Raw genomic sequence first — 14,458 nt, 5'->3', positions numbered from 1 at the left:
ATGAATGCTAAATTTACAATTTCATATGATGGAACTAAATTTCAAGGAAGTCAAACTCAACCTAATGGATTAAGTGTTGAGGATAGGCTTCAAGAAGCATTTAAATCAATTAATATAGATACTAAAATTGTTTTAAGTGGAAGAACAGATAAAGATGTTCATGCTACAGGTCAAGTATTTAATGCTTTTCTTCCCTCTTTTTGGAATGATTTAAAAAAGTTAAAAAAAATACTTAATAAGCATCTACCCAACTCAATAAATATTAAAACTATTCAAGAAGTAGAAAAGGATTTTCACTCAAGATTTCATGCAAAAAAAAGAGTTTATAGATATTTAGTCTCTACAAATAAACCTACAGTTTTTAATGCAGATTATATCTCTTATCATGAAAAAATAGATGAAGCAAAAATAAAAGAGGCAATTAAACTTTTTGAAGGTGTTCATGATTTTGAGTATTTCCATAAAAAAGGAAGTGATAAAGAGAATACTGTAAGGGAAGTTTTTTCTACAAAGTTTTATAAGTATAAAGATATTTATGTTTTTCATTTTTGTGCTAACTCTTATTTAAGATCACAAATTAGACTTATGGTAGGTATTTTACTAAAAATTTCTGATGGAAAACTATCTTTAGAGGATTTAAAAAAACAGTTAGAAAAAAAGCAAAACAAGTTTAGAACACCTGCTAGTCCTTATGGTCTTTATTTAGCTAAGGTTTACTACTAATGTTAAAGAAAAGAAAGTTTTATACTCTTAGTGATATAAAAAAACATCTAATCTATACCCCTTTAATCTTTGTTTTTGTAACTGCAATTATCTCAATGGTAGTTATAGTATCAGTTCTTGAAGTAAAACAGAAAAATGAAGAAAAACTTTTAACTCAAAAAGAACAGTTTGAAAAAAGAAATATTTTAGAACAATATGTAAATGATATTAAGTTTAAAGCAAACTCCTCTTTTGATGGGGAAGAGGTTGCTTTAAATGATGCAGTAACTTCATTAAGTGGATTTTTAAAATATTCAAAGAGTGAAGCTAGTTTAAAAGATATTAAAAAATTTATAAAAGAGCTTGAAAAAGATAGTAATTTTGAATTTGTAATTTTTGATAAAGAGAAATTAAACATTATCTATGGTGAAAATGTAATCAATTATCTAAGGGTAATAACTGACTCAAAAATAGAACTTCGAAGATTTCAACGACACATGTTAGAAAATATACTTTATATTGGAAAAGATAATCTAATCTATTGGATTGATAAAACACACCATAAAATTAGACTTAGTTATTTTAAAGATATTACAAATAAGAATTGGTATTTAGGAGCTTTTTCTAAAATAGATGATATGGAAGATTCTATTAGAAGAGTCATCCTTGATTCAATTGTTCAAAAAAGTAAATATTATAGTGATAGTTATTTTTGGTTTTATGATTATAATCAAGGCTATGTATACAACTATTATAATAAAGGTCAAAAGTTAAACGCTAAATATATTTTAGAGCAAGATAGACTTGATAGTTCAAGTGAAATTTTACGAAAATATATGACTCAACATGAAATTAGTAAAAGCCATAAAACTTACAATTTTACAAAATATAATTTTTTAGTATCAATAAAAAGTTATACTCTACCTAGTAAATTATCAAATTTAGAGTATAAATATAATTCTAAACTCTCTGTTTCTATTGCAATAGTTATTTTAATTGCACTTTTTTTAATCTTAGCCTCAACAGTTTTTACAAAATTTATTAACTCTATTTTCTATAGATACAATAAAAGATTAGAGACAAAAAATAATATGTATAAAAAATGGAAAGATAGATATGAGTTAGCTATTATTGCCTCAAATGATGGCTTATGGGATATTGATTTAGATACAAAAAATATCTTTTTTTCAAGAAAATGGCTGGATATGTTTGGTTATCAAAAAGGTGAAATAAGAAATTTACAAGAGTGGTTAAATTTAATTCATCAAGAAGATAGACCAATCGTAGAAAATAGGCTTAGAACACATCTTGAAGGGAAAACTGAACACTTTATTAGTGAATATAGAATTAAAAATAAGTGGAATGAATATAAATGGATTTTAGTTCGAGGAAAAGCTTTTAGAGATAAAGAAAAAAGACCTAAAAGAATGTTAATGATGTCAATGGACATTGAAAGAAGAAAGAGGCTTTCAAAAGAGCTTCAATATGTTGATCTTTTAGTTGAATATGGAAGAATAGTTATTTTTAAATGGAAAAATGATGAGACGTTAACTCCTGAATATGTTTCTAAATCAATAAGTTCTTTTGGTTATGCAACAAAAGATTTTGAAAATAAAAGAGAAAGTTTCTTAAACTTTGTACATAAAGATGACTCTAAAGAGTTACAAGAGGATTTAGGAAAAGCACTTATAAAAGATGAAAAGTCTTTTACAAAAGTATATAGAGTTATTGAAAAAGATGGAACTATTAGATGGGTATTTAATAGAACTATCTTCTTAAAAGATGATTTTGGAAATGTGACTCATCTTTATGGTTATATAACAGATATTACAAAAATGAAGCTAACAGAAGAAGAGTTAAAACTAAAAGTAGAAGAAGAGTTAGCTAAAAATATTGAAAAAGATAGAATCTTAGTTCATCAAAGTAAACTTGCTGCAATGGGAGAGATGCTTGGAAATATAGCACACCAATGGAGACAACCTTTAAATAATATCAATCTATTAACTCATTTTATTAGAGACAATTATGAAAATCTAAAAAAAGAGGATATTGAAGACATTATTTCAGATACAAAACTTCAAATTGATTATATGTCTCAAACTATTGATGATTTTAGAAATTTTTATCAACCAACAAAAGATAAAGTTAAATTTAATTTAAAAGAGTCTATTGAGTCTTGTATAAAAATTGTAGATACTCAGCTTGAAAAAACAAATATGCGAGTTGAAGTTAGTGGAGATAGTATTGAAATACTAAGTTATAAAAATGAATTTCAACAAGTTATTTTAAATATTCTAAACAATGCAAATGATGCAGCTTTAGTAAAAAGTAAAGACAAAAAATTTAAAGCAGAAACAAAAATAAAAATTCAAAGAGAAGAAAATAATGTCTATATTTCTTTAGAAAACAATTGTGGTGAAGTAAATAAAGAGGTTATGGAAAGAATGTTTGAACCATACTTTACAACTAAGTTTGAAGACCAAGGTACGGGAATAGGGCTATATATGGCAAAAACAATTATTGAAAAGAATATGAATGGTAGCATTACTGCTAAAAATATTAAAGATGGTATAGTTTTTACTATTATTTTACCACTTTAAGTATATAATAAAATAATGAAATCATAATGGGAAGAGTGATGAAAAACTATAAAACTAGAGTATTATTAGTTGAAGATGAAGACGTAGCAAGAAAAACCTTATCTTTTTATCTTAATACAATTTTTGATGAAGTTGTTGTTGCTTGTGATGGACAAGAGGCTAGCAATATCTTTAAAAGAGATTTTAAAGAGAATAAAAACTTTGATTTAGTATTAACTGATTTAAAAATGCCAAATAAAGATGGTATCTCAATGATTGATGATATTAGAGAGTTAGTTCCAAATCAGAGATTTATTATTGTAAGTGCACATAAAAATGAAGATGATTTACTTAAATTAATCAACTTAAGAGTATTAGGATATTTTGTAAAACCATTAAATATTGATAATATGATGGATATGCTTAAAAAAGCAAAAGAGGAAGTATTATCTGATTTTGCTTCAGAAAATACCCATGAAGTTTTAATTGCTCTAAATAGAAGATATACATATGATGTGGAAAATGACAAACTTTATAATCAAGAATCTATTGTAAAACTATCTAAAAAAGAGTTAGATATTTTAAAAGTATTAATAGATAATTTAGGAGAAGTTGTTCCTGTAGAGAAATTCAAACAAGATGTTTGGAATGATGTAAACACAAATGATTCTGCATTTAGAACAGTAATGAAAAGATTAAAAGATAAAGTTAAAGAAGATGACTTTATTATCTCACATAAAGGTTATGGATACATAATCGAAAAGCAATTAAAAAAATAAGAAAGAATAACTTTATTTAATAAAGTTATTTTCTTTATAATACTTCACTGCTCCATCATGTAAAGGAGCATTTAACCCCTCAAGTAAAGAGTCTTTTGTAATATATTTATACACTGGATGTAATTGTTTAAATTTTTCAAAGTTCTCTAAAATAGCTTTTACTAAAGTATATACTGCTTTATCACTTACATCTGAACTCGTAATTAATACAGCTTTTGCTCCAAAAGTAGGAATAGTGGTAGATACTCCATTATAAATAGCAGCTGGAATTTCTCCTTTTACATAAAAAGGATTTTTTTCAATAAAGCTATCAATCTTTTCTCCTCTTATAGGTACAAGTTTGATATTTGTAGAACTTGAAGCATCTTTAATATTTGCTGTTGGGTGTCCCACCATATAAAAATATCCATCAAGTTTTCCATCTCTTAATGCATCAGGTGCTTCCCCAACTTTTAATCTTCCAACTTGTGATAGTTCAGATTTCTGAATATTTAAATGTGTTAATAAATTAGAAACTGTAGTCTCATTTCCACTACCTAAATTTCCTATATTTATTCTTTTTCCTTTTATATCATCAATAGAATTTATATTGGCATCGCTTCTAGTAACTAAAGTTAAAAGCTCTGGATAAATAGACATAACAGATCTTAATTTTTTAACTGGAGTATTTTTAAAGTTTTTTTCACCTTTAATTGCTTGATAAACAGCATCTGATTGTGCTATACCAAAATCTAGTTCTCCTATATTTATAGCATTTATATTGTAAATAGAACCACCAGTTGATTCAACTGAGCATCTTATTCTTGTCTCTTTTTTATATTTATTAACTAATCTACAAATTGCACCACCTGTTGGGTAGTAAGTTCCTGTAACACTTCCTGTTCCAATAGTAACAAATTCTGCAGCAGCAAAAAGAGATACTTTTAAAGATAATAGAACAAAAATAGCAGTAAATTTTTTCATTTTAAGCTCTTTGATTATATTTTATTAATTATAGTTACTTTAACTTTATATCAAACTAAAGCATTTAAAAAAGGGCACTTTAAAAGAAATTAGCACTTTTCTTTATCTTTTGCTAAAAACAACTTGACATTTATACACTCATATAGTATAATGTTTTTAGCAGTTTGAGATTACAAGTGCTAAAAGTGAGAAATTATGATTGATAAAAAAGAGTTTTTATTACATTCGATTATTAAAGCCTATATTGAACATTTAGAGCCAATAGGTTCTACACAGCTAAAGTCTATGTATGATATTGCATACTCTCCAGCAACTATTAGAGGATATTTTAAGAAGTTGGGAGATGAAGGATTTTTAGCACAAGAACATGTTAGTTCAGGAAGAACTCCTACAACAGAAGCTTTAAAACTATATTGGAGTAATAAATTAAATTTCAAACTTGATTTTGTTGATAGAAGGGCAATAGAATATTTTTCTAAAGACCTAGGTGTGGCAGTATTTGTGCAAGAGCAAAAATCAGATGTTTTAAAAGATATTTTAAATGTTGAAAATAGATATATGATTTTAGAGTTTAGCACTTTTGCAATTACTGTTAAATATTCTGATGCACTATATAGATTTTTAAGTGATATGCAAGGACTTGAATTAGTACATATTGTAAATATTTCAAAACAAGTTGGAGCATATGAAATCTATGAAAAAGTGAGTCAGCATTTACAAAATAAAAATTTTCATATTTATAATACTAAAGAGTTTTTCTCTTTAGCACTAAAATATAATTATGATGAAAATAGTATAAATGCATTTCTTAAAGGGAATATTTTAGACTCTTTAGAAGAGGGTTTATATTTTGAGGATTTAATTCCTGAAGGTTATATTGCCATTTGTCATAATTGTAAGATTGAAAATAAAGAGATTAAAATGTTAGTAGTTGGAGAGTTATCTAAAGACTACGAATATTTTTATAATAAAATAAGTATGGTTTAGGAGAGATATTTTGAGTGAAAATAAAGAAGAATTAAAAGAAGAACAAATAAATCAAGAAGAAGTTGAACAAAATGTTGAAACACAAGAAGTTCATGAAGAGACAAATGAACCTAAAGAATTAACTTTAGAAGAAAAAATAGCAGAACTTGAAGCTAAATTAAAAGAGAGTGAAGATAAATATTTTAGAGTTCATGCTGATTTTGAAAATATTAAAAAAAGGTTAGAAAAAGAGAAGTATCAAGCAATTGATTATGCTTCTGAGAAGTTTGCAAAAGATTTATTAGCACCAATTGATACTTTAGAGATGGCACTTGCAGCTGAAGAAGCAGCAAAAGAAGTTCCAGCTGAAGAACTTTTAGCAAAACTAAAAGAGGGTGTTGAATTAACAATCAAAAACTTCTATACAGCATTTGAAAAACATGATATTTCAATTGTTGAAACTGAAGGAGAATTTGATCCAAATTTCCATAATGCAGTTATGCAAGTGGATAGTACAGAGCATGAAGATGGACAAATTGTTCAGGCTTTACAAAAAGGTTATCTATTTAAAGATAGGTTATTAAGACCAGCAATGGTTTCTATTTGTAAAAAATAAAAAGCGACCGGAAAGTCTTTAAACTATTGAATATAAAAATAAAAATTTGATAATAAAAAAATGATAAGGATATAGTTATGAGTAAAGTAATTGGTATTGACTTAGGTACAACAAATTCTTGTATGGCAGTTTATGAAAATGGTGAAGCAAAAGTTATTCCTAATAAAGAAGGAAAAAATACAACTCCATCTATCGTAGCATTTACAGATAAAGGTGAAGTTTTAGTTGGTGATCCAGCAAAAAGACAAGCTATTACAAACCCTGAAAAGACAATCTATTCTGTAAAAAGAATTATGGGTCTTATGATGGATGAAGAGAATGCTAAAGAAGCACAATCTAAAGTAGGATATAAAATCGTTGATAGAAATGGTGCAGCAGCAGTTGATATTGCAGGAAAAGTTTATACTCCTCAAGAAATCTCTGCAAAAATTTTAGGAAAATTAAAAGCAGATGCGGAAGAGTATTTAGGTGCTCCTGTAACTGATGCAGTTATTACAGTTCCAGCATACTTCAATGATGCACAAAGAAAAGCAACTCAAGAAGCGGGAACAATTGCAGGTCTTAATGTATTAAGAATTATCAATGAGCCAACAGCTGCTTCATTAGCTTATGGACTTGATAAAAAAGGTGAAGAGAAAGTATTAGTATACGATTTAGGTGGTGGTACATTTGACGTTACTGTATTAGAGATTGGTGATGGAACATTTGAAGTACTTTCAACTGATGGTAATGCATTCTTAGGTGGAGATGATTTTGATAACGCAATTATTGATTGGTTAGCAAAAGAGTTCGAATCTGAAAATGGTTTTGATATTAAAAATGACAAAATGGCATTACAAAGATTAAAAGATGCAGCTGAAAATGCTAAAAAAGAGTTATCTTCTGCTGAATCAACAGAGATTAACTTACCATTTATTTCTATGGGTAATGCAGGACCAGTTCACTTAGTTAAATCATTAACAAGAGCAAAATTTGAGTCTATGACTGAGAATTTAATTAATGAAACTTTAGACCATATCAAAGTAGCATTAAAAGATGCTGGATTAGATAAAGGTGAGATTCAAGAAGTAATTATGGTTGGTGGTTCTACAAGATTACCAAAAGCTAACCAAGTAGTTAGAGAGTATTTTGGAAAAGATTTAAATAAAGGTGTAAACCCAGATGAAGTTGTTGCTGCAGGTGCTGCTGTTCAAGCTGGTGTATTAAGAGGAGATGTTAAAGACGTATTATTACTTGATGTAACTCCATTATCACTTGGTATTGAAACTCTTGGTGGAGTTATGACTAAGTTAATTGATAAAGGAACTACAATTCCAGTTAAAAAGTCTCAAGTATTCTCTACAGCTGAAGATAATCAACCAGCAGTATCAATTCATGTTTCTCAAGGAGAAAGAGAGTTTGCTAAGGATAATAAATCTTTAGGTATGTTTGAATTATCAGATATCCCAGCAGCTCCAAGAGGTGTTCCTCAAATTGAAGTAACATTTGATATTGATGCAAATGGTGTTTTAAATGTATCTGCAAAAGATAAAGGAACTGGAAAAGAGAATAAAATTACTATCTCTGGTTCATCTGGATTATCTGATGAAGAGATTGAAAAAATGGTTCAAGAAGCAGAAGCTAATAAAGAAGCAGATGCTAAGAAAAAAGAGGTAATTGAAATTAGAAACCAAGCTGATGCATTATTACACTCAACTAAAAAGACTTTAGAAGAGAATGAAAATGCAGTTTCTGCTGAAGAAAAAACTGCAATTATTGATGCAGCTGCAGCTTTAGAAGAAGTTCTAAAAGATGAAAATGCAACTAAAGAGCAAATTGAAGAGAAAGTAAAAGCTTTAACTGAGGTTTCTCACAAGTTGGCAGAAGCAATGTATAAAAAAGAAGGTGGTGACCAAGCAGGTGCTGGTGCACAACCAAATCAAAAAGCAAAAAAAGACGATGACGATGTTATCGATGCTGAAGTAGAGTAATCTCTACTTCATGCAAACTCTAATTTTTTTACTATTAACTTTTTTAATAGTAGTCTTCTCTATCTTACTTTACTACAAAAATAAACATTCAAGAGTTGATAAATTAAATAAAGGTATTTGCCCTGCCTGTGGTGATAAAGCAAAAACTTTTTATGATGAAAAAACAAAAACTACTTTTAAAGTAGAAATAATTACTACAAGAGTATTAAAAAATCATGGTTGTTCTGGAGTTATTGATATTGAATACTCTTGCAAAACTTGTGGATTAAAAGAGGTTTATTCTCAAAGCTCACTATCTAATTGTTCTATGTAATCTTCTATTAACTTTCAAATGTTAGAATTCCAAAAAGTTTGAAGGACAAAAAATGAAGCTGATTATTTCATCTACACTTCTTTTTATTTTATTTTTTACAGGCTGTTCTCAAAAAGAGCCTTTAAATTTACAAAAATTAGAAAAAATATCACAAGCACAAGTATTAAAAGTTGATTTAAATACAATTGAAGGTTTTTATGAAGATAACTTAAACTATGCCTTAGAAGTTTTTAAAAAAGACTGTAAACGGTCAAAGAGATTTAATCTATTTAAAAATGTATGTGAAAAAGCACAAGTGGCTACAAATGGTTCTAAATTTTTTACAGAAAATTTTGTTGCTTATGAACTATATAATAAAAATGGTACAAATAAAGGTGTTATCACAGGTTATTATGAACCGTTATTAAGAGGTAGCTTAACAAAAACTTCAAAATATAAGTATCCAATTTATAAGACTCCAAAAGATATGTATATTGTTGACTTATCTTCTATTTATCCAGAACTGAAAAAATATAGGTTAAGAGGAAAAATTGAGGGAAATAAAATTATCCCTTATGATGATAGAGAAGCAATTAATAAAAGAGATGATTTAGAAGCTATTTGTTATGTAGATGATAGATTTGATCTATTTTTCTTACATATTCAAGGTTCAGGAAAAGTATTATTAGATACTGGTGAAACAATAAATGTAGGTTATGCAAATCAAAATGGACATAAATATAAAGGAATAGGAAGAATGCTTTTAGATGAAGGTGTTCTAAAAGGTTATGGAGCTTCAATGCAAGGAATTAAAGCCTATTTAGAAGCAAATCCTAATAGAGTAGATGAAGTTTTACATGAAAATGAAAGTTATATCTTTTTCTCAAAAAGAGGTCAAGGTGCAACGGGGGCTTTAGGAACAGCTTTAACAGCAGAAAGAAATCTTGCTGTTGATAGAAGATATATTCCACTAGGAATGCCAGTTTTTATCAATACAAAAAATTCTGTTACGCAAGATAAGATAGATAGATTAATGGTTGCAGCTGATGTTGGTGGAGCAATTAAAGGGGAAATAAGAGCAGATTTTTTCTATGGAAATGGAGAAGATGCAGAGCTTTATGCTGGAGGGATGAAGGAACAAGGAAAGTTAACAATACTTGTTCCTAAAGAGTTTGCACAGTAGTAATAAATTACTGTGCTTCTTAACTACAGCATCCTGTTCCACAACATGAAGATGGAGCTTCTTGTCTAAAATTGATAACAAAATTATTTCCATGCTCTACTAAATCGAATTCATGTTTTTTACAGAACTCTAAGTTCATTTGATTTTTCATTTGAATTGCTTTACTTAAAGCATCATCTTTTGAGTTAAATTCTAAGTTGTTTTCTAAATCACTTCTTCTAAAACAACCACATTCTGTTTCTACAATAACTTTATGCATTAAAAATTTCTCCTATAATAATTTTTTTTCGAAGATTATCAAAAAAAAATTTAAATAGACTTATAATAATAATTTATGTAATAGCTTTAATAAAATCAAGTAATATTTAGATAAAATATATATTTAGTACAAAAATTAAGGGGAAAGATGCATATTACAAATATTATCTCTCAATACTTTGGAAAGTTTGCAAAAACAGAATTTCCAGCATTTATACAGAAATTTATTAATAAAATATATGTAAAGAGTTTAAAGCTTGATATGAGTGAGTTTAGAAATGAAAAATTCTACAAATCACTGAATGACCTTTTTACAAGAGAGTTAGCAATTGCAAGAGAAATTAATAAAGATGAGAAAGTATTTATTTCTCCAACAGATAGTTTAATTACACAATGTGGACAAGTTGATGGAGATTTAGCTTTACAAATAAAAGGTATGGAATACTCATTCGAAGAGTTGTTAACTTATAATTGTGCAGATAATTTTTCAAAGTTAGTAGATGGAGAATATATGAACTTCTATCTATCTCCAAAGGATTATCATAGATACCATGCACCTAGTGATTTTGAAATAAAAAGATTACTTCATGTTCCAGGAAAGTTATATCCTGTAAATCTAAAATATTTAAATAAACAAATTGACCTTTTTGCTGAAAATGAAAGAGTAATTTTAGAGTGTACTCATGAAGATAAAATCTTTTATATGGTTTTTGTTGGAGCATTAAATGTTGGTCAAATGGTATTTGACTTTGAACCAAGAGTTGAAACAAATACTAAGATTAGAGATATTCAAATTTATGAGTATGAAGATATGAAAATTAAAAAAGGTGACTGTCTTGGTTACTTTAAAATGGGTTCTACCGTTGTAATGTTCTGGGAAAAAGATTTTGTTCAGTTAGAAGAATTAACTGGTCAATCTGTTAAATATGGGCAAAGTATTTGTAAAAAGCTAAATTAATTATATGAAAAACAAAATTTTTCTTAAAATAGGAGCAGTTTTTGTTTTTATTGTCTGTGTATATTTATCTTTTATAATCTTTGTAATATCTCCAAAAGTTACAAAATATTTAGTTGATTTTGAAACCAATCAAGTTAAACAACAACTTGACAAGGTTTCAACTATTATTGCTTCACGAGAAGAACAATTAAATGAATTTAAAACTTTAAAAGAGAGAGACTATCGTCAAAAAATAAGAGAAATCTCTTATCTTGCTTATAATATTGCTTCATCATATAATGAAATGTTCAAAGAAGGACTTTATACAAAAGAGAAGGCTACTAATAGTGCTTTATCTATTATCTCTAAAATAGAGTATGGACATGATGATTATATTTATGTAATAAATACAAAAGGTGAGGTTTTATATCATCCTACTAAAGAGTATATTGGTCAAAATATTTATAATCTAAAAGACTCAAAAGGTAAAATCTTTATTCCTACAGTGATTAAAAACTCTATTGAAGAAAAAGAGACATATACAAGATATAGCTGGGAAAAACCAAATAGTAAAGCTACTTCTGATAAGTTAGTTCATAGTATTTATTTTGAACCATTTGATATGATTATTTCTTCTGCAGTTTATGATTCACATATAGAAATAGAAATTGAAGCTCAAAAAGATAAAACAATCAAAAAACTTAGACCTCTTATAGATTCTTTATTATCTAAAGAAAATAGTTATATTTATATTTTAGATAAAAACTACAATATCATCATGCATCCCAATAAAGAGTTACTAAAAGATAGTTCAGAAAGTTTTGAAAAAGCTATTTCTTTTAAGAGTTTTGAAAATGCTTATAAAAATGGAAAAGTTTGGGAGTATTCTTGGAATAAAAACAATATAGATGATAAAAAGCTAGCTTGGATTAAATATAATGATTTCTTTGAGTGGTATATAGTCTCTTCTGTTTATAAAAAAGATTTAGAAAAAAAAGCAGATGAAATTGATTCTTTAATTATCAATTTATCAGTTATTTTACTGTTGGTTCTTATGTCAATTGCTATACTTTTTGTACAAAAACTTTTACGGCCAATTGAAGTATTAACTAAAAATGCAGAATTAGTAAAAAATGGTAATTTAAATGCAAGAGCAGATATTAATAGTGACGATGAGCTAGGAGTTTTAGCAAGTCACTTTAATAGAATGCTTGATTATATTCAAGAAAATACAAGAAGTTTAGAAGAAAAAATTACTGAAAGAACAATGCAAATAAGAACTAAGCTCTATTATGATGAGTTAACAGGATTAAAAAATAGAGAATCATTAACTCAAGATCTTAGAAAAGATGATATGGTAGCTTTAACTTTTATTGATATTAATAACTTTGATGACATTAATGAACTTTATGGTTTTGAAATAGGAAATGAAGTTTTAATAAAAGTAATGGAAGTATTAAAAGATTTTTCTTTAGAAAATGAGCTTGAATTATATCGTGTAGCAGGGGATATCTTTGCTTTAAAAGATACAAATATTGGAAACTTTATAAGATATGAGCAGTTGCTTTCTGAAATACATGAAATTTTTGGTAAAGAGTTTACTGTAGATAGTTTAGGCATTGATCTATTTTTATCAGTATCTTTAGGAGTTTCAATCTCTCAAAATGACTCAATAAAAAGTGCGAATATTGCTTTAAAAAAAGCAAAACAAATGGGTTATAAAACTATGGTTTATAACAAAGAGATTGATACTAAAGAGAATATCAAAAAAATGATGCATTGGAAAGATAAAATTAAATATGCAATTGATAATGATAAAGTGGTACCTTTTTTCCAACCAATTTTTGATAAAAATGAGAACCTAATTAAATATGAAACATTAATGAGAATAAAAGATGATGTAGATGGAAAAGTTCATTATCTTTCTCCTGGAAACTTTTTTGATGTGGCAATTAAAACAAAACAATATTTTAAATTAAATCAAATAGTTATTAAAAAAGCTTTTGACAATATTGATACTATAGGAAAAATGGTTTCTGTCAATATTAGCTTTTCTGATATTTTAAATTTAGATTTTATGGATTTTATTGAAAGAGAAGTAAGAGTTCTAACAAAAGAACAAAGAGAAAAAATTGTTTTTGAAATACTTGAAAGTGATTTTATTTCTGACCATAAAGTATTAGATGAGTTTATATTAACATATAGAAAAAAAGGTATTAAGTTTGCAATTGATGACTTTGGAACAGGATATTCAAACTTTACTCACGTTTTAAATATTAAACCAGAATATATAAAAATTGATGGTTCTTTAATTAAAGATATAGATAAAAATCAAACTTCATATGAAATGGTTAAATCAATTATTGATTTTTGTAAATCATTAAAAATAATTGTAGTTGTAGAGTTTATTCATAATGAAACAGTTTATAAAATTCTTCAAGATTTAGGTGCAGATGAGTATCAAGGGTTTTATTTAGGTGAACCAGCACCACTTTTTTAACTAATTAAAAGTTATTTTTAGTAAAATTTAAATAAATAAAAAAAGGATTACACATGGCAACAACAGAATTAGGAACTCTTCCTTTAAGTGGGACAAAAAAGGGTATTATTTCTATTTCAAATGTTTCTGAACCATATGGAAAAGGAACACCAGATGTTGTAAGTATTGGAATTTCATTAAATGGAAAAGATATTGAGTGGAAATCTCATATTCCATATGCAAATCTTGATGATGTAATTGCAATTTTACAAGAAGCTAGTGCTAAGAAGAAAGAGGAGCAATAATAGCTCTTCTCTTAGCTAAATATTGTCTGTTTTCCCTCTTCTAACCAATTTGCCATTCCACCTTCTAAATGAGCAATATTTGTATATCCATGATTTTGTATTAAAAAGTCTGAAATAGTTCTTGTTCTATTTGCATGTGCGCAAATTAATACTACAAGTTGGTCTTTTGATTTTACTAATTTTTCAAAATCTCTCATCCAAGTTGCTATATCACAATTTCCAAACATGTCAAAAAAAGTCATCTTATGAGCATTTTTAATAATTCCTGTATGTCTGAATTCATCATCTCTTCTAACATCAATCATTACAATATCTTCATCTATTAATTTTTCAACCTCATTTGGTGATAAATCAATAACTCTATGCATTAGTTACCCTTATAATTAATTATTTAAAATAATAACAAGTTTTTATCAAAAATTATATAAC

The 14,458-nt window shown here is 27.2% G+C and carries 14 protein-coding genes; 11 read left to right on the top strand and 3 right to left on the bottom strand.

The genetic code is table 11. From position 1 onward, the window contains the following. Genes truA through ABIV_RS12525 form a run of 3 tightly spaced genes read left to right on the top strand, consistent with a single transcriptional unit; the run spans nt 1 to nt 4,060 of the window. Nucleotides 1-723, top strand: a complete 723-nt coding sequence (gene truA, locus ABIV_RS12535) for a tRNA pseudouridine(38-40) synthase TruA (RefSeq protein ID WP_114840213.1) — start codon at nt 1-3, stop codon at nt 721-723. Next, complete coding sequence (locus ABIV_RS12530) at nt 723-3,302, top strand: PAS domain-containing protein (RefSeq protein ID WP_114840212.1); 2,580 nt, start codon at nt 723-725, stop codon at nt 3,300-3,302. The genes truA and ABIV_RS12530 overlap by 1 nt, the downstream gene beginning before the upstream one ends. 38 nt (nt 3,303-3,340) lie before the next feature. Continuing rightward, entirely contained in the window at nt 3,341-4,060 is a 720-nt protein-coding gene (locus ABIV_RS12525; protein WP_114840211.1) for a response regulator transcription factor, read from the top strand. 12 nt (nt 4,061-4,072) lie between these two features. Here the strand turns inward: ABIV_RS12525 and ABIV_RS12520 are convergent, their stop codons facing one another. Further along, a complete protein-coding gene (locus tag ABIV_RS12520; protein WP_114840210.1) occupies nt 4,073-5,023 on the bottom strand; it encodes a TAXI family TRAP transporter solute-binding subunit in 951 nt (316 codons plus the stop codon). Between the two features lie 195 nt (nt 5,024-5,218). Here ABIV_RS12520 and ABIV_RS12515 point away from each other — a divergent pair, with 195 nt between their 5' ends. The 5 genes from ABIV_RS12515 (at nt 5,219) to mltA (ending at nt 10,050) form a co-directional block, all read left to right on the top strand. Next, complete coding sequence (locus ABIV_RS12515; protein ID WP_114840209.1) at nt 5,219-6,010, top strand: heat-shock protein; 792 nt, start codon at nt 5,219-5,221, stop codon at nt 6,008-6,010. A gap of 10 nt (nt 6,011-6,020) precedes the next feature. Then, nucleotides 6,021-6,605 carry a nucleotide exchange factor GrpE gene (grpE, locus tag ABIV_RS12510; RefSeq protein WP_114840208.1) on the top strand — a complete coding sequence of 195 codons (585 nt, stop codon included), beginning with the start codon at nt 6,021-6,023 and terminating at the stop codon, nt 6,603-6,605. A gap of 77 nt (nt 6,606-6,682) precedes the next feature. Next, complete coding sequence (gene dnaK / locus ABIV_RS12505; protein WP_114840207.1) at nt 6,683-8,575, top strand: molecular chaperone DnaK; 1,893 nt, start codon at nt 6,683-6,685, stop codon at nt 8,573-8,575. Nucleotides 8,576-8,585: 10 nt separating this feature from the next. After that, on the top strand, nt 8,586-8,888 hold the full coding sequence (locus ABIV_RS12500; protein WP_114840206.1) for a hypothetical protein: 303 nt from the start codon (nt 8,586-8,588) through the stop codon (nt 8,886-8,888). A 52-nt stretch (nt 8,889-8,940) separates the two neighbouring features. Continuing rightward, nucleotides 8,941-10,050 (top strand): murein transglycosylase A, encoded by a 1,110-nt coding sequence (mltA, locus tag ABIV_RS12495; protein ID WP_114840205.1) that lies wholly within the window; start codon nt 8,941-8,943, stop codon nt 10,048-10,050. A 19-nt stretch (nt 10,051-10,069) separates the two neighbouring features. On the opposite strand, the gene ABIV_RS12490 is transcribed toward mltA, so the two are convergent. Further along, nucleotides 10,070-10,309 carry a hypothetical protein gene (locus tag ABIV_RS12490; RefSeq protein ID WP_114840204.1) on the bottom strand — a complete coding sequence of 80 codons (240 nt, stop codon included), beginning with the start codon at nt 10,307-10,309 and terminating at the stop codon, nt 10,070-10,072. A 147-nt stretch (nt 10,310-10,456) separates the two neighbouring features. On the opposite strand from ABIV_RS12490, the gene ABIV_RS12485 reads away from it, so the two are divergent. Genes ABIV_RS12485 through ABIV_RS12475 form a run of 3 tightly spaced genes read left to right on the top strand, consistent with a single transcriptional unit; the run spans nt 10,457 to nt 14,029 of the window. Further along, on the top strand, nt 10,457-11,266 hold the full coding sequence (locus tag ABIV_RS12485) for a phosphatidylserine decarboxylase (RefSeq protein ID WP_114840203.1): 810 nt from the start codon (nt 10,457-10,459) through the stop codon (nt 11,264-11,266). Between the two features lie 4 nt (nt 11,267-11,270). Continuing rightward, nucleotides 11,271-13,745 carry an EAL domain-containing protein gene (locus tag ABIV_RS12480; protein ID WP_114840202.1) on the top strand — a complete coding sequence of 825 codons (2,475 nt, stop codon included), beginning with the start codon at nt 11,271-11,273 and terminating at the stop codon, nt 13,743-13,745. Nucleotides 13,746-13,798: 53 nt separating this feature from the next. Beyond that, nucleotides 13,799-14,029: a hypothetical protein gene (locus tag ABIV_RS12475; protein WP_114840201.1), complete on the top strand. Its 231-nt coding sequence runs from the start codon at nt 13,799-13,801 to the stop codon at nt 14,027-14,029. An 11-nt stretch (nt 14,030-14,040) separates the two neighbouring features. Here ABIV_RS12475 and ABIV_RS12470 read toward each other — a convergent pair whose 3' ends face one another. Next, on the bottom strand, nt 14,041-14,397 hold the full coding sequence (locus tag ABIV_RS12470) for a rhodanese-like domain-containing protein (protein ID WP_114840200.1): 357 nt from the start codon (nt 14,395-14,397) through the stop codon (nt 14,041-14,043). Nucleotides 14,398-14,458 lie beyond the last annotated feature (61 nt).

It is taken from the genome of Halarcobacter bivalviorum (genome assembly GCF_003346815.1).
Lineage (GTDB): Bacteria > Campylobacterota > Campylobacteria > Campylobacterales > Arcobacteraceae > Halarcobacter > Halarcobacter bivalviorum.
The sequence above is the reverse complement of the archived record's forward strand: the minus strand, read 5'-3'. Positions and strand labels throughout refer to the sequence as shown.

Bases quoted from the DNA above. Each gene is read 5' to 3' on its own strand.
- truA (WP_114840213.1), top strand. From the start codon at position 1: ATGAATGCTAAATTTACAATTTCATATGATGGAACTAAATTTCAAGGA.
- ABIV_RS12530 (WP_114840212.1), top strand. From the start codon at position 723: ATGTTAAAGAAAAGAAAGTTTTATACTCTTAGTGATATAAAAAAACAT.
- ABIV_RS12525 (WP_114840211.1), top strand. From the start codon at position 3,341: ATGAAAAACTATAAAACTAGAGTATTATTAGTTGAAGATGAAGACGTA.
- ABIV_RS12520 (WP_114840210.1), bottom strand. From the start codon at position 5,023: ATGAAAAAATTTACTGCTATTTTTGTTCTATTATCTTTAAAAGTATCT.
- ABIV_RS12515 (WP_114840209.1), top strand. From the start codon at position 5,219: ATGATTGATAAAAAAGAGTTTTTATTACATTCGATTATTAAAGCCTAT.
- dnaK (WP_114840207.1), top strand. From the start codon at position 6,683: ATGAGTAAAGTAATTGGTATTGACTTAGGTACAACAAATTCTTGTATG.
- ABIV_RS12500 (WP_114840206.1), top strand. From the start codon at position 8,586: ATGCAAACTCTAATTTTTTTACTATTAACTTTTTTAATAGTAGTCTTC.
- mltA (WP_114840205.1), top strand. From the start codon at position 8,941: ATGAAGCTGATTATTTCATCTACACTTCTTTTTATTTTATTTTTTACA.
- ABIV_RS12490 (WP_114840204.1), bottom strand. From the start codon at position 10,309: ATGCATAAAGTTATTGTAGAAACAGAATGTGGTTGTTTTAGAAGAAGT.
- ABIV_RS12485 (WP_114840203.1), top strand. From the start codon at position 10,457: ATGCATATTACAAATATTATCTCTCAATACTTTGGAAAGTTTGCAAAA.
- ABIV_RS12480 (WP_114840202.1), top strand. From the start codon at position 11,271: ATGAAAAACAAAATTTTTCTTAAAATAGGAGCAGTTTTTGTTTTTATT.
- ABIV_RS12475 (WP_114840201.1), top strand. From the start codon at position 13,799: ATGGCAACAACAGAATTAGGAACTCTTCCTTTAAGTGGGACAAAAAAG.
- ABIV_RS12470 (WP_114840200.1), bottom strand. From the start codon at position 14,397: ATGCATAGAGTTATTGATTTATCACCAAATGAGGTTGAAAAATTAATA.